The following is a 22,561-nucleotide window of genomic DNA, read 5'->3' on the forward strand; positions in this document are numbered from 1 at the left end:
GGGCAGCATCCTGGAGGTCACATTGACAATCAATACCCGTAAGGTCGCTTTCGCCGGCCTTGCCACTGCAGGCGTCATCGCCCTGCTCGCCGGCTGTGGACAGGCGCCGGCCAGCAATGGCGACGCGGCCGAAGAAGCACCCGACTTCCTTCCCTGCATCGTCTCGGACGCCGGTGGGTTCGACGACAAGTCGTTCAACCAGTCCAGCTACGAGGGAATGGTCGAAGCTGCCGACGAGCTCGGCGTCGAGATGAAGGACGTCCAGTCCGACACCGAAGACGACTACGCCCCGAACATCACGAGCCTCGTCGACCAGGGCTGTGACCTCATCGCGACGATCGGTTTCGCGCTCGCTGACGCGACCGCCGCTGCTGCCGAAGAGAACCCAGACGTCAACTTCATCATGCTCGACGACAGCTCGATCGAAGCAGACAACGTCAAGCCGATCATCTATGACACCGCTCAGGCCGCATTCCTCGCCGGCTACGCCGCTGCCGACTACTCGAAGACCGGCGTCGTCGGCACCTTCGGTGGCATGCAGTTCCCGACGGTCACCATCTTCATGGATGGCTTCGCTGACGGCGTCACCTACTACAACGAGCAGAAGGACGCCGACGTCAAGGTCGTCGGCTGGGATGTCGCCGGCCAGACCGGTTCGTTCACCGGTGGCTTCGAAGCGAACGACACCGCCAAGCAGCTCGCAACGACCCTCATCGGGCAGGACGCCGACGTGCTCCTCCCGGTCGGTGGACCGATCTTCCTCAGCGCCATCGAGGCCATCGCGGACTCCGGCAAAGAGGTCGCAATGATCGGTGTCGACGCCGACCTGTACGAGACCGCTGACTCGGGCCAGGAGCTGTTCCTGACCTCGATCCTCAAGCAGATGAAGGCCGGCGTCTACGACGTCGTCATGGCTGCAGGCAACGACGAGTTCGACGCGACCCCGTACGTGGGTACGCTCGAGAACGACGGTGTCGGGGTTGCCCCGTTCCACGACTTCGAGGACATGGTCAACGACACGCTGCAGGCTGAACTCGACGAGATCAAGGCCGGCATCATCGACGGATCCATCGAGGTCACCTCGCCGTCGTCACCCGTCGCTGAGTAACATCACTCACGTCAACCCGTAAACGGATCGGGGAGACCAGCTTCGGCTGGTCTCCCCGAACTGTTGGAACGTAGGATTCACCCATGAAGCTCGAACTCCGCGGCATCACCAAACGATTCGGTTCTCTGGTCGCCAACGACCACATCGACCTCACCGTTCAGCCCGGCGAGATCCACTGCCTGCTCGGAGAGAACGGGGCAGGCAAATCGACGTTGATGAACGTCCTCTACGGTCTCTACCAGGCCGAGGAGGGTGATGTTCTGCTCGACGACGTCGTCCAGCGCTTCGCAGGACCCGGCGACGCCATGCGCGCCGGCATCGGCATGGTGCACCAGCACTTCATGCTCATCCCCGTCTTCAGCGTCGCCGAGAACGTCATGCTCGGTCACGAAGAAACATCGTTCGCCGGTCGGCTCGACCTCGACGCGGCTCGCGCAAAGGTGCGCGAGATCTCGGCTCGGTTCGGTTTTCATGTCGACCCGGACGCCCTCGTCGGCGACCTGCCCGTCGGCATCCAGCAGCGCGTCGAAATCATCAAGGCTCTCTCACGGGATGCCCGTGTCCTCGTGTTCGATGAGCCGACCGCGGTGCTCACGCCGCAGGAGACCGACGAGCTCATGGTGATCATGCGCCAGCTCAAGGCCGAGGGCACGTCGATCGTCTTCATCACCCACAAGCTGCGCGAGGTGAGGGAGGTCGCCGACCGGATCACCGTCATCCGACTCGGCAAGGTCGTCGGGGAAGCGTCGCCGACGGCATCCAACTCGGAACTCGCTGCCCTCATGGTCGGCCGAGCCGTCGAACTCACCGTGAACAAGGACGTCGCCGTTCCCGGAGAGCCCAGCCTCGTCGTTCGGAATCTCGACGTGGTCGACCCGCTCGGCCTCAAAGTGGTCAACAACGTCAGTTTCGACGTGCGCGCGGGTGAGATCCTCGCGATCGCCGGCGTGCAGGGCAACGGGCAGACCGAGCTCACCGAGGCGATCCTCGGTCTGCAGCCGCGTGTCAGCGGCGAGATCACCCTGAACGGCGAACACCTCACCGGGCTCAGCGTGCGCAAGATTCTTCACGCGGGAGTCGGGTTCGTGCCCGAGGACCGCACAGAAGACGGACTCGTCGGCGACTTCACGATTGCCGAGAACCTCATGCTCGACCGGTCTGACCAGGCCCCGTTCGTTCGGAACGGCAACCTCCAACTGGGGTTCCTCGCCGAGTTCGCACAGGAGAAGAAGGACGAGTTCGACATCAGGGCCGAGTCGATCTCGAGCCGGGCCGGACAACTCTCAGGTGGTAACCAGCAGAAGGTCGTTCTCGCACGGGAGTTGAGCCGCGAGCTCAAGCTCTTCGTCGCGTCGCAGCCCACTCGGGGCATCGACGTCGGATCGATCGAATTCGTACACAAAAGGATGGTCGCGACCCGGGATGCAGGTATCCCGGTCGTCGTCGTCTCGACCGAGCTCGATGAAGTCGTCGCGCTCGCAGACAGGATTGCAGTGATGTACAGAGGATCCATCGTCGGAATCGTCCCGGGGGACACCCCTCGAGACGTGCTCGGCCTCATGATGGCCGGCGAGACCCCGAGCGGAGTCGCCGCGTGAGCGACACCACAGCGACGACCGTTCCTGCCAACGAGCCGAAGCGGGCGCCCGAGCAGGAGGAGACGCCCCGCGGCAACCAGATCATCTCCGACATCCTCAACGGCAACTTCATCATCTCGATCCTCGCGGTGATCTTCGCCCTGCTGATCGGCGCCGTTCTCATCGCGGTTACGAATGAAGACGTGCAGGAGGCATCCGGATACTTCTTCGCGGCGCCTGGCGACACGCTTGCCGCGATCTGGAACGCGGTGTCTGGAGCATACGGCGCACTGTTCCAGGGTTCCGTTTACAACTTCAGGCGCGACAACGTCCTCGACGCGATCAAACCGCTGACCGAAACGCTCACCTTCGCCACCCCGTTGATCGCGGCGGCCCTCGGTATCGGGATCGCATTCCGGGTCGGCCTGTTCAACATCGGTGGCCGCGGCCAGATGCTCATCGCCGCCGCGTGCGCCGGCTGGGTCGGCTTCTCCTTCGAACTGCCATGGGGCGTGCACCTCGTCGTCGCGCTGGTCGCCGGAATCATCGGCGGTGCTCTCTGGGGCGGCCTCGTCGGGCTGCTCAAGGCGCGCACAGGCGCGCACGAGGTCATCCTGACGATCATGCTCAACTACGTGGCGTTCTACCTCATCTCATGGATGCTTCGGACACCCGGCCTCCTGCAGGCGCCCGGCTCGGTCAACCCGAAATCGCCGGCCATGCTGGAGACCGCCGTCCTGCCCGACATCCTCGGCCCGCGGTACAACCTCCACCTCGGGTTCCTCCTCGTCATCGCCGCCACCTTCTTCGCCTGGTGGCTGCTCAACCGGTCGAGTCTCGGCTTCCAGTTCCGTGCTGTCGGGGCGAACCCCAATGCGGCCCGGGTGGCCGGAATCAACGTGAAGAACACCTACGTCTACGCGATGCTCATCTCCGGTGGGCTGGTCGGACTCGCCGGAGTGATGCAGGTTCTCGGAACAGTGACGACCGGCTTCTCCGCCGGAATCGACGCCGGAATCGGGTTCGACGCCATCACCGTTGCGCTGCTCGGTCGCAGCAAGCCGTGGGGCATCTTCGCCGCAGGCGTGCTGTTCGGGGCTTTCAAGGCCGGTGGCTTCGCCATGCAGGCTGCTGAAGGCATCCCGATCGACATCGTCACCGTCGTGCAGTCCCTCATCGTCCTCTTCATCGCAGCGCCGCCGCTCATCCGCGCCGTATTCTTCCTGCCGAAGCAGGGCAGAACCCGCAGACTGCTGCCCACGGTTTCGAAGGAGGTGGCGGCGAAATGACCACCACCGCTCCCGCAGCCGAGTCCATTTCGGCCAGCCTCGAATCGGCGACGATCAAGAGCTGGAAGGCTCCGATCGCGTATGCGATCTTCTCGGCCATCGCCATCATCCTCTTCGTCGTCAACGGCCGGGACGGCATCAGCCGGTTCCGACTCTCCAACGACGCGGACGTCGTCCAGCTCCCGCCGATCGACAACCCCACCCGTCTCACCTGCGTCGTCGTCGTCGCGCTGCTCCTTGCCATCACCGCATACGCCACCTGGCTGGCGAGCAGGGCGAAGCGCATCCCTCTCTGGCTGACGATCCTCTTCGCCATCGCTTTCATGTGGGGATTCCTCACCTGGGCGGCCGCAGGCGAGACGATCCCGATCACAGGTCTGCTGCTCGGCACCGTTGCGCTCAGCGCCCCGTTGATCTTCGGGTCACTCGGCGGAGTGATCTCGGAGCGGGTCGGTGTGGTGAACGTCGCGATCGAGGGCCAGCTCCTCGCCGGAGCGTTCCTCTCCGCCTTCGTCGCTTCGCTGACGGGCAATCCCTGGGTCGGTCTCCTCGCTGCCATGGTCGCCGGTGTGCTGGTGAGCTTCCTGCTCGCGGTCTTCTCGATCAAGTACATCGTCGACCAGGTGATCGTCGGTGTCGTGCTCAACGTGCTCGTCGCCGGGCTGACGAGCTTCCTCTACACCACCGTGCTGACCACCAACACACCGTTGTTCAACGCGCCGCCCCGCTTCCCGCGGATCAGCATCCCGTTCCTCAGCGAGATCCCGATCCTCGGGCCGGTGCTCTTCCGGCAGACGATCATCATCTACTTCATGTACGTGGCGGTCTTCGTGGTGTGGTGGGCGCTGTTCCACACCAAGTGGGGGCTTCGTCTCCGCGCCGTCGGTGAGCACCCGCAGGCGGCAGACACCGTCGGCATCCGGGTCAACGCCACGCGGTTCTGGAACGTGGCCATCGCCGGTGCGATCGCCGGATTCGGTGGCGCGTACTTCACGCTCGGTTCCGTCGGTGGCTTCACCAAGGAAATGACGGCAGGAGCCGGCTTCATCGCATTGGCCGCTGTCATCTTCGGCCGGTGGGATCCGATCCGTGCCACTCTCGCCGCGTTGCTCTTCGGGTTCGCCACGAACCTGCAGAACGTCCTCGGGGCGATCGGGTCGGGGGTGCCGAGCGAGTTCCTGCTGATGCTTCCGTATGTGGTGACCATCTTCGCCGTTGCAGGGCTGGTCGGCTACGCGCGCGGGCCTGCGGCATCCGGCAAACCGTACATCAAGTCTTAGGGGCAGTGACCATGAGTGATTCGATCGACTGGGGTGCGCTTCGCGAAGCGGCGACGGATGCCATGGCGAAGGCGTACGTTCCCTACTCGAAGTTCCCCGTCGGTGTGGCCGCCATCGTCACCGACGGTCGCATCATCGCCGGGTGCAATGTCGAGAACGCCAGCTACGGCCTCACGTTGTGCGCTGAGTGCGCGCTGGTGTCGACGCTGCACATGACCGGTGGAGGGCAACTCGTGGCGTTCACCTGCGTCGACGGCGACGGCAACACGCTCATGCCGTGTGGTCGCTGCCGCCAGCTGCTCTTCGAGCACGCGGTGCCGGGGATGCTCCTCGAGACCGTGTCCGGCATCCGGACGATCGACGAGGTTCTCCCGGACGCCTTCGGCCCTCGCACCCTCAACGACTACGCAGGAGTTCCAACCGATGATCGCAACTGACGCCGCTCTCGAACCATTCGACGCGGTCGACCTGATCCGCACCAAGCGCGACAGGGGCGAACTCGGCACCGACGAGATCAACTGGCTCATCGACGCATACACGCGCGAGTATGTGGGCAACGAGCAAATGGCGGCGCTGGCCATGGCCATTCTGCTCAACGGCATGAGCCGGCGCGAGATCCGCGACATGACGCTCGCCATGATCGCATCGGGCGAGACCATGGACTTCTCCACGCTCGGCAAGACCACGGTGGACAAGCACTCGACCGGTGGCGTCGGTGACAAGATCACCCTCCCGCTCATGCCTCTCGTGGCATCTTTCGGTGTCGCCGTTCCGCAACTCTCGGGTCGCGGGCTCGGTCACACCGGCGGCACGCTCGACAAGCTCGAGTCGATCCCCGGTTGGAAGGCCGACCTGACGAACGAGGAGATGTTCGACATCCTGCGCGACGTCGGCGGGGTCATCTGCGCTGCAGGGGCCGGGCTGGCGCCGGCGGACAAACGACTGTATGCCCTGCGGGACATCACCGGAACAGTCGAAGCCATCCCGCTCATCGCCTCCTCGATCATGTCGAAGAAGATCGCAGAGGGCACCAGCGCTCTCGTGCTCGACGTCAAGTTCGGCTCGGGGGCGTTCATGCAGGACTACGCGAAGGCCGAAGAACTCGCACGCACGATGGTGTCGCTCGGTCAGGACGCAGGTGTGAAAACCTCTGCACTGCTCACCAACATGAGCGTGCCGCTCGGCCTCGCAATCGGCAACGCCAACGAGGTGCGTGAGTCGGTGGAGGTGCTCGCGGGTGGCGGACCCTCAGACGTCGTAGAACTGACGATCGCGCTCGCCCGCGAAATGCTCACCCTCGCCGGCCAGCCGGATGCCGACGTCGAGGCTGCGCTGGCCGACGGACGTGCGATGGACACCTGGCGTCGCTCGATCCGGGCCCAGGGTGGAGACCCGGATGCCGTTCTGCCGGTTGCGCGCGAGACGCACACCGTGACGGCATCCGACGATGGCGTCCTCGTGCGCCAGGATGCTTTGCCGTTCGGGATCGCCGCGTGGCGACTCGGGGCCGGGCGGGCCAGGGCGCAGGACCCGGTTCTGCACGCCTCTGGTGTCGACCTGCACGTGAAGCCGGGCGACACCGTGCGCGCAGGAGACCCGCTGTTCACCTTGTCAGCCGACGACGCTGGACGATTCCCGCGTGCTCTCGAGGCGATCGAGGGTGCATACGAGTTCGCTGCCCCTGGCACGGCGTTCACACCGGAGCCGCTGGTGCGCGCCCGCGTGCAGTAGCGCGCGCCGCTTCACTTCGGTGAGTTGCCACAATTGGTCGTTCATGTCGACGCCCGACGACGATTCGTGGCAACTCACGCCCGTTGCTGAGGCTGGACGTCACGCCCCAGCCACCCAGCCGCGCGAACGAAGTCGCCGTTCGACGCTCGAGATGACGCCAGTCATATCGGCGGTGTCGTCGCCGGTGAAGAAGATCGTGCTCCAGCCTTCGTCCACGGCGTCATTGCCGCGTTTGACGTCGCGCCGCCACTGTGCCCGATTTTCCCGGTGATGGTCGCCCTGATACTCCAGCCCGACACGAAACCGCGGGTAGGCCAGGTCGATCTCGTCAGAGCGATGGCTCAGAAACAAATGAACCTCGAAGTTCGGGATCGGGTCGGGCAGAGCGCTCGCAACCAGAGCCACACGCACGAGGGACTCAGGGCGCGACCGTGAACGCGAACTGAGCGCTTCGACGGCGTCGCGTAGACGTACTCTTCCCCGTCGCGAGGGATGGCCGGCCACTGCGGCTTGCAGCCGCTCCGCTGTCGTGAGTGGTGCCTTCCAGCAGAGAAGGTAGTCGCCGGCGGCGACCAGATCAGAGAAATCGAGTATCGCGGCGAGATCACACCAGGTGCGCTCCGGACTTGTGACAGGTACCCCCGCCAGCTCGTCGACCTCATCCGCCCGCAGGAGGGAAGAATGTCCGACCGTTCCGCGATACCGGAGCGCACGAGCTGGCGCTGGCGACGTGACGTGGATGGGACCGCCCTCATGCTGCCGCGGGAGCGGGATGCCGTACAACCGGGCAGCTGTCGTGTGGCTGAACGCGCATCCCAGCGGCATCCGCGTTGCCAGTGAGGAGCAGAGAAGGGTGAGGTGATCCGCTGCGCCAGGCGCGCTCCGCGTCCCGAAGAACAGGGTGCCGAAAGCAGGGTTGCGCAACTGCCGGGCTGTGATGCCGTTTCTGCTCGCAGCCGCCACCGAGAAGGTCTGTGGCATCGTTGCCGGGAGGGGCTTTCGGAAGGTCACCGACTCATCCTGGGCCTGGCCGCAGGAGCGCTGCGGGTGTGGGTGGTCTCGGTGGGAAGTACAGCTTCTTCGGCCAGCTGTGGAGAACGCGCCCACCGACTCGCTGTACAACGAACGCTCCCGTGCTGAGTTGCCACGATTCGTCGCTGGGCGAGCGAACGAACGACGATTTGCGGCAAGTCAGGGTGCCGGCAGGGGACCTACTCGGGGTCGCCGATGCGCACGAGGGCATCGATGATCAGATCCCAGAACCGATCCACGTCGAGATCGACGGCGACCTGGGTGGTACAGCCGTCAGGCGCCGGCGCACGAAAGTCGGCCACGGTCATGCCGAGCGTGAGTGTGCCCGTGAGTTCGACGTCGAGCGGTGCCCTCCGCACGGTGAGCACACTCGGGTCGATCACGTAGGCGACGGCACACGGGTCGTGCACCGGAGGAGCATCGAAGCCCTGCACCTCCCGGTACGTTTCGGCGAAGAAGTCGAGCAGCTCGCCCACGAACCGCGCCGGCCCGGTGCCGACAGCAGCGATCCGTTCGGCCACTGCGGGAGTCGCGAGCGCCTGATGGGTGAGGTCGAGCCCGACCATCGTCAGTGGCCACCTCTCGTTGAAAACGATGTGCGCCGCTTCGGGGTCGATGACGATGTTGAACTCAGCGACGGCAGACCAGTTCCCGGTGTGGAAGCCACCACCCATGAGAACGACCTCCTTCACCCGCGGAACGATCCTCGGCTCCTTGCGTGCTGCCATCGCGATGTTGGTCAGGGCGCCGGTGGGCACGAGCGTCACCGTGCCCGGCTCGCGTTCCATGACCGTGTCGATGATCAGGTCGACGGCGTGCCGGGTGTCCAGCTCGATCACCGGCTCGGGCAGTACCGGCCCATCGAGACCGGACTCCCCGTGGATGGACGGCGCCGTCTCGAGATTCCGCACCAACGGCCGGGGGCATCCGGCGGCGAACGGCACTCCGGTGATTCCGGCGACGCGTGCGATCGAGAGGGCGTTGTGCGTCACTTTGTCGAGCGTCTGATTGCCCATCACCGTCGTGACGCCGAGCAGCTCGATGTCGGGGTTTCCGTGGGCGAGGAGCAGCGCGATCGCGTCGTCGTGCCCAGGGTCGCAATCGAGCAGAATCGAGGTCGGCATCCTCCGATCCTAGAACGAGGTCCCTCGCATCCGACCGGTGCGCACCAGCAGGCTGAGCGATAGTCTGAGCGGGTGACTTCTGAGAACCGGTTCCAGCTCCCCAACGGCGTCGACATCATCGACCTTCCGAAGATCTCCCTGCACGATCACCTCGATGGCGGCCTTCGCCCGCAGACGATTCTCGAGCTGGCGGATGCCGTCGGCGTCGACGTCCCCGAAACGGATGCCGCGAAACTGGCCGCGTGGTTCCTCGCCCAGTGTGACGCAGGCAATCTCGTCGACTACCTCAAGACATTCGACCTCACCACGGCCGTGATGCAGACCGAGGATGGCCTCAGCAGGGTCGCCCGCGAGTTCGTGCAGGACCTTGCCGCTGACGGCGTGATCTACGGTGAAATCCGCTGGGCTCCCGAGCAACACCTGACCCGTGGGCTCAGCCTCGATCAGGTCGTCGAAGCCGTCCAGGAGGGCATCGAGCAGGGAATCGACGACGCCGAGCGTTCTGGCCGCGGCATCCAGATCGGCCAGCTCGTCACCGCTATGCGGCACGCCGATCGCGGTCTCGAGATCGCTGAACTCGCCGTCCGTCATCGCGGCAACGGCGTCGTCGGCTTCGACATCGCCGGTGCCGAAGCCGGTTTCCCGGCGAGCCGTCACCGCGTCGCCTTCGACTTCCTCGCCCAGGAATACCTGCCGGTCACTGTGCATGCCGGCGAGGCCGACGGCATCGACTCGATCAAGAGCGCGCTGTTCGACGGCCGAGCCCTGCGGCTCGGCCACGGCGTGCGCATCGCCGAAGACATCACTGTCGAGCGCAGCGACGACGAGGGCACATACGTCTCGCTCGGCCCGGTCGCCCAATGGGTGAAAGACCGCGAGATCGCCCTCGAGCTGAGCCCGTCGTCGAACCTGCAGACCGGGGCGATCGCGGCGTGGGGAACCGACCTCATCGACCACCCGTTCGACCTGCTCTACCAGCTCGGTTTCAAGACGACAGTGAACGTCGACAACCGCACGATGAGCGGCACGTCGCTCACCCGGGAGCTCGGCCTGCTGGCGGATGCCTTCGCCTACGATCTCGACGACCTCGAGGTGTTCCAGCAGAATGCGGCCAGTGCCACGTTCCTGCCCCTCGAAGACCGGGAGGAACTCGCCGAGATTATTTCGGCGGGCTTCGAGGATGCCGAGAGTTACCGCGCCTGACCCCCGCCGACCGCGGGGGAGAGGGACGAGCCGATACGCTGTAGCTGGTTTCGCCCCCCACCTCCTGAAGTGAGCCCCGATGTCCCTGCCCCCTCTTCCGAATTCCGCGATCCAGCTCGGCGCCGCGGCGTCCGACTGGCGTGACGCCGTCCGGCTCGCCGGCGCGGCTCTGGAGCGGAGCGGGGCGACAGAGGAGTCATACACCGACCGGATGATTCAGGTCATCGACGAGTTCGGCGCGTACATCGTGATCGCTCCCGGACTCGCGCTCGCTCACGCCCGCCCGGGCGCCGATGTGCTGCATGAAGGCTTGTCCGTCGTCACTCTCGCGGAGCCGATCGCCTTCGGGCATCCGCACAACGACCCGGTGAACGTCGTGCTCGGCCTCGCCGTCACCACTCCTGAGTCGCACGTCACCTCCATCGCCGACCTGGCAAATGTGTTCAACGACGCCACGGCGATCCCGGCGGTCGCCTCAGCTACCACCCCGGACGACGTCCGTCGGGTTCTCGGCGCGGCCGAGTAACGAGGAGATTCCCGTGAAAATCGTCGCCATCTGCGGGGCCGGTGTCGGAACATCCGGCATCCTCAAAGTCAACGCCGAACGTGTGCTCAAACGCCTCGACATCGAGGCCGAGGTGACGGCATCCGACATCGCGAACCTCCCGGTCGCTGCCGCAGACGCCCAGGTCATCCTCACCTCGCCCGAGCTCGTCGACAAGATCGGCAAGACGTTCGCCGACGTCGTCGTCGTGAACAACTACTTCGACCTCGAGGAGCTCACCGAGAAGCTCGAACGCGCCCTCGGCTGAACGCGGCAGCCGAGGGGCGACCGTCAGGCCGTTGCGGCCGCAGCGATTTCGCGCAACTCGGTGGTCATCGCCGCCAGGAGAACGGATGCCTCGTCGCGGCGATCGTTCGGGCGCTGGACGTCGAGGTAGAACTTGATCTTCGGCTCGGTGCCGCTCGGTCGGGCCATCACACGTGAGCCGTCCTCGAGGCGGAAGCGGAGGGCATCCGTCGGCGGGAGGGCGTCTGATCCGTTGCGCAGGTCGTCGATGCCGACGACGCCGACACCCCCGAGGCTTGTGGGAGGGTTTGCCCGCAGGTGCGCCATGATCGCGGCGATGTCGGACAGGTCGGTCACCCGGAGCGACAACTGGTCGCTGGCGAAGTAGCCGAACTTCTCGGCGAAGGCGTCGAGCACGCGTTCGATGGTGATGTTCTGGGCCTTGAAGAAGCAGGCCATGGAGAGAAAGTCGATCGCCGCCGAGATCCCGTCCTTGTCGCGCACTGTTCGCGGGTTGACGAGGTAGCCGAGTGCTTCCTCGTATCCATAGATCAGTCCGGGCACCCGCGACACCCACTTGAACCCGGTGAGCGTCTCGACGAAGTCGAGGTCGTACGCGGCCGCGACGGCCGCGAGGGCAGGAGACGAGACGATCGAGCAGGCGAGGACTCCGCCTGTGGTGCCCTGCTCCGCGGCAAGAACGGCGGCACGCCAGCCGAGGAGTGCGCCGACCTCGTTGCCGGACAACTGCCGGTAGCCCTCGGGATGCGAGACGTCCGGGATGGCGATGGAGAGCCGGTCGGCGTCCGGGTCGTTGGCGACGACGAGTTCGGCGCCGGTCTCACGGGCGAGCGCGTACGCGAGGTCGAGGGCACCGGGTTCTTCCGGGTTCGGGAACGCGACGGTCGGGAACGCGGCGTCTGGCTCCTGCTGCTCAGGGACGGAGGAGGGGAGCGTCAGCCCTGCTGTGGTGGCGACACGGGAGAAGGTCTCCCAGCCGACACCGTGCATCGCCGTGTAGACGACGTTCAGGTCGACTTTTTCGCTGGTCATCACCGCTGCGGTCGCATCGACATAGGCGTCGACGACATCATCGCCCGCGATCTCGTATGACGTGCTCCTCGGAAGTTCGAGGACGTTTCCGGTGGAGGCCACGCGTGAGATGTGCGCTTCGATCCGGGCATCCGACGGCGACACGATCTGTGATCCGTCGTCTGCTCCACCGAGGTAGACCTTGTAGCCGTTGTCGGCAGGCGGGTTGTGGCTGGCAGTGACCATCACTCCGGCCGACGCTCCGAGGTGACGCACGGCGAAGGCGAGCACGGGCGTCGGGAGGAGGCGAGGCAGCAGGATCGAACGGATGCCGGCACCGGCCATCAGTTCAGCGGTGTCCGTTGCGAAGATCTTCGAGTTGCGCCGGCCGTCGTAGCCGATCACGACGCTTGGGGTGGCACCCGGTTCACGTTCGAGGAGGAACGCGGCGAGGCCGGCAGCAGCCTGGCCGACGAGCACCCGGTTCATCCGGGCGGAGCCGGCTTCGATGCGCCCGCGCAGGCCGGCGGTGCCGAACTCGAGCCGGGTGTCGAACCGGCTGTGCAGTTCGTCGAGTGCTGGTTCGCTCCCGCTCGCTGCGTCCCTGATGAGGGTTTCCAGTTCGATCCTGGTCTCGGCATCCGGATCCTGGTCTAGCCAGTTCTGGGCGACCGTGAGAACGTGCGCTGTTCCTGCGTCGGTCATCACAGTGCTGCCACGATTCGCGCGAGGAGGGCGCTGATCACGGGCTCGGCGTCTCGGCCGGCCTCCAGCACCTCCAGGTGGCTCAGCGGGGTCGACTGGATGCCTGCGGCGAGGTTGGTGATGAGTGACATTCCGAGGACCTCCATGCCGGCCTGGCGGGCGGCGATCGCTTCGAGGGCGGTCGACATGCCGACGATGTGGCCGCCGATGGCCTTCGCCATCTGGACTTCAGCGGGCGTCTCGTAGTGCGGACCGCGGAATTGGCAGTACACACCCTCGTCAAGGGTCGGGTCGATGCTGTGAGCGAGCGCGCGCAACCGGCTCGAGTAGAGGTCGGTGAGGTCGATGAAGGTGGCGCCCTCCAGCGGCGAGTCGGCCGTGAGGTTGATGTGGTCACTGATCAGCACGGGGGTGCCGGGTGACCAGGTCTCGCGGATGCCGCCCGCTCCGTTGGTGAGGATCATGGTGGCTGCTCCGGCGGCCGCTGCGGTCCGCACGCTGTGCACGACCCGACGCACGCCGTGGCCTTCGTAATAATGGGTGCGCGCTCCGATGACGAGGGCGCGCTTACCGCTCGGCAGCAGGACCGAGCGGAGCGTGCCGACGTGGCCCTCCAGGGCGGGGCGGGAGAAGCCCTCGATCTCGTGGGCGGGGATCGTGGCGGTGGTCTCACCGATGAGCTCGGCCGCCTTGCCCCAGCCGGAGCCGAGAGTGAGGGCGATCTCGTGCCGTTCGACGCCGGTTCTCTCGGCGATCTGGGCGGCCGCGCGCGCGGCGACCTCGAAGGGATCGACGGCTGGGTCGTCGAGCGGATGGAAGGATGCGTCAGACATCCCTCCATCATATTTGCCGGAGGTCGTGCTGATCGGGGATTCGAACGGATGCCGACCGGCCGCACCATCTGAGCACGGCGGCTACCCGCACGGCGGGATCCGCGCGACGACGGGGATGTGGGCGTCATCGGGCGTTTTGGGAACGGTGTTCAGGGCTGCGACAATAGAGCAATGACCTACGAGTTCGAGCGCAAACAACGGATCGCTGTACTCGGGGGAGGCCCGGGCGGATACGAGGCCGCGCTCGCGGGTGCACAACTCGGAGCAGACGTCACGCTCATCGAGCGGACCGGAGTCGGCGGCGCCGCCGTCATCACCGACGTTGTCCCTTCAAAAACCCTCATCGCCACCGCGGAGGCGACCAACGCCGTCCGCGGAGCCAGCGAACTCGGCGTGCAGTTCTTCGCGCGCGGCGAAAACGGCAAGCCGGTGAAGCCAGAGGTCACCGTCAACCTGGCAGCTGTGAACAAGCGGCTCCTCGGACTCGCCCGCCAGCAGTCGGAGGACATGCGCTCGAACCTCGAGCAGGCCGGCGTGAAGATCGTGAACGGCGACGGCCGGCTCGACGGCCGTGACGCGATCATCGTGTCGACCGAGTCAGGGGGCCGCGGCACCGACTTCGATCGCGTCGAAGCCGACACCATCGTCGTGTCTGTCGGCGGCAGCCCGCGCCAGCTCCCCTCGGCGATGCCGGACGGCGAGCGGATCCTCAGCTGGACCCAGCTGTACAACCTCAAAGCGTGCCCCGAACACCTCATCGTCGTCGGCTCCGGTGTGACCGGTGCCGAGTTCGCGTCCGCCTATCGTGCCCTCGGGTCTGAAGTCACCCTCATCTCGAGCCGCGACCAGGTCCTGCCGGGGGAAGACGCCGACGCCGCAGCCGTCATCGAGAAAGTGTTCAAGCGCAACGGCATGACCGTGCTGTCGAAGTCGCGCGCATCGAGCGTCGTCCGCACCGAGAACGGAGTTGTCGCCACCCTGTCAGACGGTCGCACGGTCGAGGGCAGCCACTGCCTCATGGCGGTCGGCGCGGTTCCGAACACCGCAGGCATCGGCCTGGAAGAGGCTGGCGTGCAGATGACCGAATCGGGTCACATTCGCGTGAACCGGGTAGCGCGCACGTCGATCCCGAACATCTACGCGGCGGGAGACTGCACGACCTTCATGCCCCTGGCATCCGTCGCGTCGATGCAGGGCCGGTCGGCCATCTTCCACGCGATGGGCGACGCTGTGAACCCGACCGAGCTGCGCAACGTCGCCGCGAACATCTTCACCCAGCCCGAGATCGCGACGGTCGGCTGGACCCAGAAGCAGATCGAAGACGGCGTCGCGCAGGGCGTCATCTACAAGCTGCCGCTCAAATCGAACCCGCGCGCGAAAATGCTCGGCATCAAGGACGGTTTCGTGAAGCTCTTCGCGCGCACCGGCTCCGGCACCGTCATCGGTGGCGTCATCGTCGCTCCGAAGGCCAGCGAGCTCATCTTCCCGCTCGCGATCGCCGTCGAGCACCGGCTCAACGTCGACGAGATCGCGCGGGCGTTCGCCGTGTACCCGTCGCTGACCGGCAGCATCACGGATGCCGCCAAAGCGATGCACATCGTCAACTAGCGCGCTCGCCCACGGCTTTCGCTGGCCCGCACATTCAGGAGCGTCCCGCACATTCAGGAGCCTCCTGCACATTCAGGAGCGTCCTGCACATTCAGGAGTTCTGTGCCGACACGCCGTACGGGAGCGCTCCCACAACGGCGTGTCGCGAGTTTCTCCTGAATTCGGAGTACGTTCCTGACTGTGCGGTGCCCGGATGTCCGGGCCGCGGCTGACAGGGCGGAGAGTCAGGCGCTGGTGATCGTCAGCAACCGGTGTCCGCTCGACACGGTCGCACCGACTTCGACGTTGAGGTTGCCGATCGTCCCGTCCTTGTGGGCGGTGATCGGCTGCTCCATCTTCATCGCCTCGAGCACGACGACGAGGTCGCCCTTGACGACCTGCTGTCCGTCCTCGACGGCGAGCTTCACGATGGTGGCCTGCATCGGGGATGCCACGGCGTCGCCGGTGGCAGAACTCACGACCCCGGACCCGCCGTGGCGCTTCGGTGCAGGTGCGAGCGCCCGTGCTGCGGCGCCCGAACCGGGGACGAGCGTCGTCGGCAGGCTCACCTCGATGCGTTTGCCCTCGACCTCGACGACAACACTGTGACGGGTGGTTGACGCTTTCGGTCCGTCGAACTCGCCGTCCCACGGTTCGATGTCGTTGACGAACTCGGTCTCGATCCACCGGGTGTAGACGCCGAAGGTGCCGTTCTCCGCAGTGAAGGCCGGGTCACGCACGATCTTGCGGTGGAACGGGATGACGGTGGGCAGTCCGGCGACCTCGAACTCGTCGAGCGCCCTCCGCGACCGTTCGAGCGCCTGAGCGCGGTCGGCACCGGTGACGATGATCTTGCCGAGCAGCGAGTCGAACGCTCCCGAGATCTCGTCGCCGGCGGTGACGCCGGAATCGAGACGGATGCCCGGGCCTCCGAACGTCTTGAAGACGTGGATCGGGCCGGGCTGCGGCAGGAAGCCGCGACCGGGGTCTTCACCGTTGATGCGGAACTCGATCGAGTGGCCCTGCGGGATCGGGTCATCGTAGTCGAGCGTTCCACCCTCGGCGAGCCGGAACTGTTCGCGCACGAGGTCGATCCCGGTGATCTCCTCAGAGACCGGATGCTCGACCTGCAGGCGGGTGTTGACCTCGAGGAAGGAGACGGTGCCGTCTTTACCGATGAGGAACTCGCAGGTGCCTGCACCCACGTAGCCGACCTCCTTGAGGATGGCTTTGGATGCGCTGTAGAGCAGGTCGTTCTGTTCATCGGTGAGGAACGGCGCCGGAGCTTCCTCGACGAGCTTCTGGTGCCGACGCTGAAGGGAGCAATCGCGCGTGGAGACGACGACGACGTTGCCCGTTGCATCCGCCAGGCACTGGGTCTCAACGTGGCGGGGCTGGTCGAGATATTTCTCGACGAAGCACTCACCGCGGCCGAAAGCAGCGATCGCCTCACGGGTCGCGGAGTCGAAGGCTTCGGCGACCTCATCGCGTTCGCGGGCGATCTTGAGCCCACGGCCTCCACCGCCGAAAGCGGCCTTGATGGCGACGGGGAGTCCGTGCTCGTCGACGAACGCGAGAACCTCGTCGGCACCTGACACCGGGTTGAGGGTTCCCGGGGCGAGCGGAGCGCCCACCTTCTGCGCGATGTGACGGGCAGAGACCTTATCGCCGAGCTGCTCGATGGCAGCGGGTGACGGGCCGATCCAGATCAGTCCAGCTCCGATGACGGCGCGCGCGAAGTCGGCATTCTCGGCGAGGAAGCCGTAACCGGGGTGAACGGCATCCGCGCCTGAACGCCGGGCGATCGACAGGATCTTGTCGATGACGAGGTAGGTGTCAGCGCTGGTCGTGCCGTCGAGCGCGTACGACTCGTCCGCCAGTTTCGCGTGCATGGCGTCGCGGTCCTGGTCTGCATAGACGGCCACCGAGCCGATCCCGCTGTCGCGCGCTGCGCGGATCACTCGGACGGCGATTTCGCCCCGATTGGCAATGAGGACCTTGGATATACGCGACACAGTCCCTTAGCCTATTGCCCGCAGCGGCGAGGTTTTTGGTCGGTGCCCACAGAAATGTCCGGAGAAGCACTGCGGATGCCTACAAGCTCCCGCCCCGGTTCCACAGTGAGGTCCACTCGAAACCCAGTTGCCGCACCAGCGACCGGAGGGTCGGTAGCGACAGCCCGACGACCGTCGACGGGTCGCCGGAGATGTGCTCGATGAAGGGGGCGCCGAGGCTGTCGATGGTGAAGGCGCCTGCGACGTGCAACGGTTCGCCCGTGGCGATGTACGCGTCGAGTTCTGCATCTGTGATGTCTGCCGCGAACGTGACATCCGCCCACGCGACGGCGCCGACGGCACCTCCGACGCTGCCGTCCGATCGGTGCTCGATCAACCAGTGCCCGGAATACAGCCTCCCGGTCGTGCCGCGCTGCTGGCGCCAGCGCTCGAGCGCGGCCTCCGGCGTGTGCGGTTTGCCGTAGATGACACCGTCGACCACGAAGACCGAGTCACCCCCGAGAACCAGCCCGCTCCCACCGGCAAGATCGCGCCATACCGATTCGGCCTTCGCCTGGGCAAGGAGTGCGACGGTCGCTTCGGGGTCGAGTGACGAACCCGCGGCGGTTTCCGCAGCAGCGACCGCCGCGTCCTCGTCGACGTGAGATGGAACGACGACCGGTTCGATGCCGCTCTGCCTCAGCAGCATCAGTCGGGCGGGGGAGGTGGAGGCGAGATACAACTGCATGTCGTCAGTTCCTTCCGTGGCCGATTCGCGATGACCGCGCGCGATGCGCCGGTGATCCGTGGGACGATTCAAGGGTGAATGCACAATCGAACACCCAGGACGACGTCGAGCTCGAGATTACCAACGTAGCCCACGGCGGTGTCTTCGTTTCCCGGCTCGACGGACGCGTGGTCTTCGTCGCAGATGGGATCCCCGGCGAGCGTGTCCGTGCGCGCATCAGCCAGGCGTCGAAGAAGAGCTTCTGGCGTGCAGAGACCGTGGAGGTCCTCGAGGCGTCACCGCACCGGCAGTCGCACGTCTGGGCGTCAGCCGCGATCGACGTCTCGCCGGCCGACCGCGCCGGAGGGGCCGAGTTCGGCCACATCGAGCTCGGCCACCAGCGAGAACTCAAGCGCCAGGTCCTGACCGACGCGCTGCAGCGCTTCGGCGGGGTCGAGAGCGACGTGCAGGTCGAAGCCGCGCCAGGCGACGACGAGCGCGACGGACTTGCCTGGCGCACCCGGGTGAGCCTCCACGTCGACGAAGACGGCAACGTCGGACCGTACGCCGCACGCAGCCACCGGGTGATCCGGGTGGGCGACCTTCCGCTGGCGACAGACGAAGTGGCATCCGCCGCACCGCTCGACCAGTTGTTCCGTGGCGCGGAGTCCGTCGATATCGTTGCGCCCAGCAGCACCGACAGCGCCAGGATCGTCGTACGCGAGCCCATCAAGAAGGGCGTGAGCCCGGCGAACCGTCGTGAACAGAGAATCATCGAACGCGTCGGTGACCGTGACTTCTTCCTCGATGAGGGCGGATTCTGGCAGGTGCACCGGGCAGCGGCCGAACTGCTGACCGACCTCGTGCAGTCCACCGTCGACGAAGCGCTCTTCGACCCTCGCGCCGCCAACCTCGACCTCTACGGGGGCGTTGGCCTGCTCGCCGCGGCGATCGGGGACAAGTTCGGCAGCACCACCAGGATCACCAGCGTGGAATCGTCTGCGCGGGCCACGGACCACGCTGCGGAGAACCTCTCGGACTGGGTCGGCGCGCAGAGCATCACCGCCCGCGTCGACGCCTACCTGCGTGGCCTCGTCGCTCAGTCCAGCGCCACCGAACGTGCGCGACTCGCGGCTGGAACCGTCGTCCTCGACCCGCCCCGCTCCGGCGCAGGCAAAGAGGTCGTCGCGAGTCTCGCTGAGCTCGGCCCTGCGCAGCTTCTCTACGTCGCATGCGACCCGGTCGCTCTCTCCCGTGACATCGGTTTGTTCGCCGCCGAGGGCTACTCGCTGAGGAGCATCCGTGCGTTCGACCTCTTCCCGCACACCCACCACATCGAGTCGATAGCGTTGCTGACCCGATGATGGCGGGCCGTCGGCCGATTCTGCCCGCATACCGCCTACGATGGGCACTGTGGTGCGCATAGCGGTTATCGATGATCATGAGTCCGTCCGGATGGGCCTGACGGCCGTCTGCGAGGCGGCCGGGCATACGGTCGTGCACAGTGCGTCCACCGTGCGGGAGTTCGTCGCCGCGGCTAACGGCGTCCCGTGCGACGTCGTCGTACTCGACCTCAACCTCGGCGACGGAAGCAACATCACAGACAATGTGCGTGCCGTGCACGGCTCGGGGTCTGCCGTACTCATCCACTCGATCGCCGATCGTGTCGCCTCGGTCAGAGAGGCCCTCGCCGCCGGAGCCGCCGGGGTCATCCCCAAGAGCGCGCCGACGGATGCCGTCGTGGCCGCGATCGAGACTGTCGCGAGCGGAGAGGCGCTGAACAACCTGGAATGGGCCAGCGCGATCGACGCAGACGGTGACTTCAGTCGCGCCCAGCTCGGCCGCCGTGAACGCGACGTGCTCCATCTCTACGCATCGGGTCTCCCGATGAAGGATGTGGCCAGCCAGCTCGGCATCGCCCCGTCGACGGTGAAGGAGTACCTCGACCGGATCCGCGGCAAGTACGTGGAGATCGGCCGCCCGGCGCCGACGAAGGTCGACCTGCTCCGTCGCGCCGTCGAAGACGGCATCCTGCCCGAACTCAACCCGGGCGCGGGTGATGACAAGTAACCCACCGCGCTCAGGGGCGATTTTCTCGCCGATCCCGCGTGGACCCGTGCTCGACAAGCTCGACCGCGCCGCCCGCGATGCCGCGCACACGCAGCCGCGGTTCAGCGTTGCGCGAATCGAGAAGGTGATCGCGCAGTCGATCAGCCTCATCGCGCTCGTCTTCGGGGCGCAGACCCTGAGCATCGCCCTCGGGTCAGGACTCGTCGTGCCCGAGCCGCTCGGAACGGTGTATCTGTTCTCCCTGCTCGGGCTTCTCGTCATCGTCATCGTTGCCGGCGTGGTCAGCGCTCGCGTCCAGCGGGTCGCGAACATCGTCTTCGCCCTGACCTACCTTGTTGCCGTCGCCCTGTGGCCGGTCGTCACCGGCGGGGCCGGCGCTGACTCCCGGGCCGAACCGTGGACCTGGTATCTCTGCGCCATTGCGTGCGGCTGCATCTCGCAGGCCGTACGACCGTGGCTCGCTACGACGTACATCGTGATCACCCCAGCGGTGTACGGCGTCGCCCGGGTGATCGACGGAGACGGGTTCTTCACCCACCTCGACATCGCGGTGCAGGATGCCCTGTACGGCTCGATGATCGGTCTGGTCATCATGGTGCTCATCACGATGTTCCGACGGGCCGCCCGGACCGTCGACGAAGCACGTTCCGCCGCGTTCACGCGCTACGACGAAGCCGTGAGGCAGCACGCGCTTGAGGCCGAGCGGATCGAGGTCGACGCCCTGGTCCACGACACCGTGCTCGCTTCCCTGCAGGCGGCGGACCGCGCGTCCACCCCCGAGCAGGCGCGAGCGACAGTCGCGATGGCGAGTGACGCCATCAGCCGGCTCGCGGCGCTCGACGCACCGGCGAACGGGCCGGCACAGACGATCACCATCGGCTGGCTCATCGACCTGCTCCACCAGCACGCCGCCCACCTCGAGGTGCCGTTCGATGTCGTCGCCAGTGGGTCGGTCGAACATGTGCTCCCGTTCCGGGTTGCCGAGGGCCTCTACCTCGCTTCGGCCCAGGCGATGACGAACAGTGTGCAGCACGCCGGTGAACCCTGTGAGCGCCGCGTCGATGTCGATGCCGGAGACGATGGGGTCATCCTCGTCACCATCGGCGACAACGGAGTCGGTTTCGACCGCGCCGCCGTCGACGCCGACCGTCTGGGCATCCGGATCTCGATCATCGAACGGGTCATCGCCGTCGGCGGCTCCGTCGATGTGCGTTCCTCGCCCGGATCGGGAACGACGGTGAGCATCCGCTGGGCCGGCGATGCCGAGGCGCAGCGGGACCTTCTCGAAGCGGGTGAGGCCACATCGTGATCTCCCTCAACCGTTACACGATGATCGCCCTCGCCGCAGCGTTCAGTTTCTACCATGTCGTCCGCGGCCTGCTGACCCTTCCGCAGGCGGAATCGCCGTGGCCGAGCATCGCAGCGATGGTGCTCTACCTCGCCGCGACGGGGATCGCCCTGTGGCCGTCGAGTCCAACGGCCATGCCGCCGTGGCTGGCGGCATTCTGCCTCGCCACCGCCGTCACCGTTCCGCTGCTCGTCACCAGCCAGCTCGACCCGAGCATCAACAACGGTTATGCGACCTGGCATGTCTCTGCGATCGGAACGCTGATGACCATCACCGTCGTGAGACGGCAGGAGATCATCGGCTGGATCGGCGTCATCTTCCTCACTGTTCAGTCCATCCTCTGGTGCGGTCTCGGCACATCGATGGAGATCGGCGTCACCGGGAGCCTGATGTGGGTGTTCGGCGCCGGCGTCCTGACCCGGTCGCTGGTGAAGGTGGGCCACGACGCCCAGACCCTTACCGTGGCGGAACAAGCCGCGGCCAAATGGCAGGCGGCGCAGGATGCGCACGAGAATGAGCGGCGCACGCGACTCGAACAGACCGGCATCCGCGCCCTGCCGATCCTTCGGGACATCATCCTTTCCGGAGGAGAACTCAGCGACGCGCAACGGATCGAGTCTCGCGTGCTCGAAGCCGGACTCCGCGACGAGATCCGCGGCAGGCGACTCCTCAACGACCGGGTCAGGAACAGTGTGCTCGCCGCTCGCCGTCGCGGCACAGCCGTCAGCATGCTCGATGAGGGAACTCTCGACCAGATGCCGGGCGACGAACTCGAGTCGGTGCTCAACGCTGTCGCGGACGCGATCGATCGCACCGAAGCCGACCGGATGATCGTGCGCACCGCCCCGGCCGATTCCGAGGTTTCCGTCACCCTCGTCGCGCTCAGCGCCTCGACCGACCCGGACGAGCCTGGCGACGCCGTGCGCCTGTGGCTCGAGATCCCGCGGGAGAAAAACGGCTGGACCGTTCGCCGCTGACCTGGACCGCCCGAGCCGGTTGCGTGCCGGAACGGGAAAGGGCCGGTTCTTTCGAACCGGCCCTGTGAAGCCCCGGGTCAGAGCAGTAACCCGAATAATGCCCTGACCCGCCCCCAAACGCCGCTGCTACCCTAATCGAGCGAATCGTTTGGTG

The 22,561-nt window shown here is 66.2% G+C and carries 20 protein-coding genes; 14 read left to right on the forward strand and 6 right to left on the reverse strand.

The genetic code is table 11. The features are described from left to right. Positions 1-22 precede the first annotated feature (22 nt). The 6 genes from IWX78_RS12340 (at position 23) to IWX78_RS12365 (ending at position 6,985) form a co-directional block, all read left to right on the forward strand. Positions 23-1,108 (forward strand): BMP family lipoprotein, encoded by a 1,086-nt coding sequence (locus IWX78_RS12340; protein ID WP_334684719.1) that lies wholly within the window; start codon positions 23-25, stop codon positions 1,106-1,108. A gap of 83 nt (positions 1,109-1,191) precedes the next feature. Continuing rightward, the gene (locus IWX78_RS12345; RefSeq protein WP_196833842.1) at positions 1,192-2,706 is read left to right on the forward strand and encodes an ABC transporter ATP-binding protein; all 1,515 of its coding nucleotides are present in this window, start codon (positions 1,192-1,194) and stop codon (positions 2,704-2,706) included. Then, positions 2,703-3,974 (forward strand): ABC transporter permease, encoded by a 1,272-nt coding sequence (locus tag IWX78_RS12350; RefSeq protein ID WP_196833843.1) that lies wholly within the window; start codon positions 2,703-2,705, stop codon positions 3,972-3,974. Before IWX78_RS12345 ends, IWX78_RS12350 begins: the two co-directional genes overlap by 4 nt. Continuing rightward, entirely contained in the window at positions 3,971-5,254 is a 1,284-nt protein-coding gene (locus IWX78_RS12355; protein ID WP_196833844.1) for an ABC transporter permease, read from the forward strand. The genes IWX78_RS12350 and IWX78_RS12355 overlap by 4 nt, the downstream gene beginning before the upstream one ends. Before the next feature lie 11 nt (positions 5,255-5,265). Then, positions 5,266-5,691 (forward strand): cytidine deaminase, encoded by a 426-nt coding sequence (locus IWX78_RS12360; protein ID WP_196833845.1) that lies wholly within the window; start codon positions 5,266-5,268, stop codon positions 5,689-5,691. After that, positions 5,678-6,985, forward strand: a complete 1,308-nt coding sequence (locus tag IWX78_RS12365; protein WP_196833846.1) for a thymidine phosphorylase — start codon at positions 5,678-5,680, stop codon at positions 6,983-6,985. The genes IWX78_RS12360 and IWX78_RS12365 overlap by 14 nt, the downstream gene beginning before the upstream one ends. A 99-nt stretch (positions 6,986-7,084) precedes the next feature. Here the strand turns inward: IWX78_RS12365 and IWX78_RS12370 are convergent, their stop codons facing one another. After that, positions 7,085-7,996 carry a hypothetical protein gene (locus IWX78_RS12370; protein WP_196833847.1) on the reverse strand — a complete coding sequence of 304 codons (912 nt, stop codon included), beginning with the start codon at positions 7,994-7,996 and terminating at the stop codon, positions 7,085-7,087. 200 nt (positions 7,997-8,196) lie between these two features. Further along, on the reverse strand, positions 8,197-9,141 hold the full coding sequence (gene uriH, locus IWX78_RS12375) for a uridine-preferring nucleoside hydrolase UriH (RefSeq protein WP_196833848.1): 945 nt from the start codon (positions 9,139-9,141) through the stop codon (positions 8,197-8,199). 72 nt (positions 9,142-9,213) lie between these two features. Between uriH and IWX78_RS12380 the strand changes: the two genes are divergently transcribed. From IWX78_RS12380 to IWX78_RS12390, 3 genes are all read left to right on the forward strand, one after another. Then, entirely contained in the window at positions 9,214-10,344 is a 1,131-nt protein-coding gene (locus tag IWX78_RS12380) for an adenosine deaminase (RefSeq protein ID WP_196833849.1), read from the forward strand. A gap of 79 nt (positions 10,345-10,423) precedes the next feature. Next, positions 10,424-10,870, forward strand: coding sequence for a PTS sugar transporter subunit IIA (locus IWX78_RS12385; RefSeq protein ID WP_196833850.1), 447 nt, complete (start codon positions 10,424-10,426; stop codon positions 10,868-10,870). A gap of 13 nt (positions 10,871-10,883) precedes the next feature. Next, positions 10,884-11,156, forward strand: a complete 273-nt coding sequence (locus tag IWX78_RS12390; RefSeq protein ID WP_196833851.1) for a PTS sugar transporter subunit IIB — start codon at positions 10,884-10,886, stop codon at positions 11,154-11,156. 23 nt (positions 11,157-11,179) lie between these two features. Here the strand turns inward: IWX78_RS12390 and IWX78_RS12395 are convergent, their stop codons facing one another. Both IWX78_RS12395 and IWX78_RS12400 read right to left on the reverse strand, forming a co-directional pair. After that, entirely contained in the window at positions 11,180-12,871 is a 1,692-nt protein-coding gene (locus IWX78_RS12395) for a phospho-sugar mutase (RefSeq protein ID WP_196833852.1), read from the reverse strand. Beyond that, positions 12,871-13,704 carry a purine-nucleoside phosphorylase gene (locus tag IWX78_RS12400; RefSeq protein WP_196833853.1) on the reverse strand — a complete coding sequence of 278 codons (834 nt, stop codon included), beginning with the start codon at positions 13,702-13,704 and terminating at the stop codon, positions 12,871-12,873. The genes IWX78_RS12395 and IWX78_RS12400 overlap by 1 nt, the downstream gene beginning before the upstream one ends. Positions 13,705-13,875: 171 nt before the next feature. Between IWX78_RS12400 and IWX78_RS12405 the strand changes: the two genes are divergently transcribed. Then, a complete protein-coding gene (locus tag IWX78_RS12405) occupies positions 13,876-15,312 on the forward strand; it encodes an NAD(P)H-quinone dehydrogenase (RefSeq protein ID WP_196833854.1) in 1,437 nt (478 codons plus the stop codon). Between the two features lie 224 nt (positions 15,313-15,536). On the opposite strand, the gene IWX78_RS12410 is transcribed toward IWX78_RS12405, so the two are convergent. Together IWX78_RS12410 and IWX78_RS12415 are read right to left on the reverse strand one after the other, a co-directional pair. Next, positions 15,537-17,306 carry an acetyl/propionyl/methylcrotonyl-CoA carboxylase subunit alpha gene (locus tag IWX78_RS12410; protein ID WP_196833855.1) on the reverse strand — a complete coding sequence of 590 codons (1,770 nt, stop codon included), beginning with the start codon at positions 17,304-17,306 and terminating at the stop codon, positions 15,537-15,539. Between the two features lie 79 nt (positions 17,307-17,385). Next, positions 17,386-18,033 (reverse strand): Maf family protein, encoded by a 648-nt coding sequence (locus tag IWX78_RS12415; protein ID WP_196833856.1) that lies wholly within the window; start codon positions 18,031-18,033, stop codon positions 17,386-17,388. 74 nt (positions 18,034-18,107) lie between these two features. Here IWX78_RS12415 and IWX78_RS12420 point away from each other — a divergent pair, with 74 nt between their 5' ends. The 4 genes from IWX78_RS12420 to IWX78_RS12435 are packed head-to-tail and all read left to right on the forward strand — an operon-like array spanning position 18,108 to position 22,407. After that, the gene (locus tag IWX78_RS12420; RefSeq protein ID WP_334684720.1) at positions 18,108-19,376 is read left to right on the forward strand and encodes a class I SAM-dependent RNA methyltransferase; all 1,269 of its coding nucleotides are present in this window, start codon (positions 18,108-18,110) and stop codon (positions 19,374-19,376) included. Positions 19,377-19,416: 40 nt separating this feature from the next. Continuing rightward, positions 19,417-20,082: a response regulator transcription factor gene (locus tag IWX78_RS12425; protein WP_196833858.1), complete on the forward strand. Its 666-nt coding sequence runs from the start codon at positions 19,417-19,419 to the stop codon at positions 20,080-20,082. Then, on the forward strand, positions 20,072-21,391 hold the full coding sequence (locus tag IWX78_RS12430; protein ID WP_196833859.1) for a sensor histidine kinase: 1,320 nt from the start codon (positions 20,072-20,074) through the stop codon (positions 21,389-21,391). The genes IWX78_RS12425 and IWX78_RS12430 overlap by 11 nt, the downstream gene beginning before the upstream one ends. Beyond that, positions 21,388-22,407, forward strand: coding sequence for a hypothetical protein (locus IWX78_RS12435; RefSeq protein ID WP_196833860.1), 1,020 nt, complete (start codon positions 21,388-21,390; stop codon positions 22,405-22,407). The genes IWX78_RS12430 and IWX78_RS12435 overlap by 4 nt, the downstream gene beginning before the upstream one ends. Positions 22,408-22,561: the final 154 nt, after the last annotated feature.

This window comes from Mycetocola sp. CAN_C7 (assembly GCF_015752285.1).
Classification (GTDB): domain Bacteria; phylum Actinomycetota; class Actinomycetes; order Actinomycetales; family Microbacteriaceae; genus Mycetocola_A.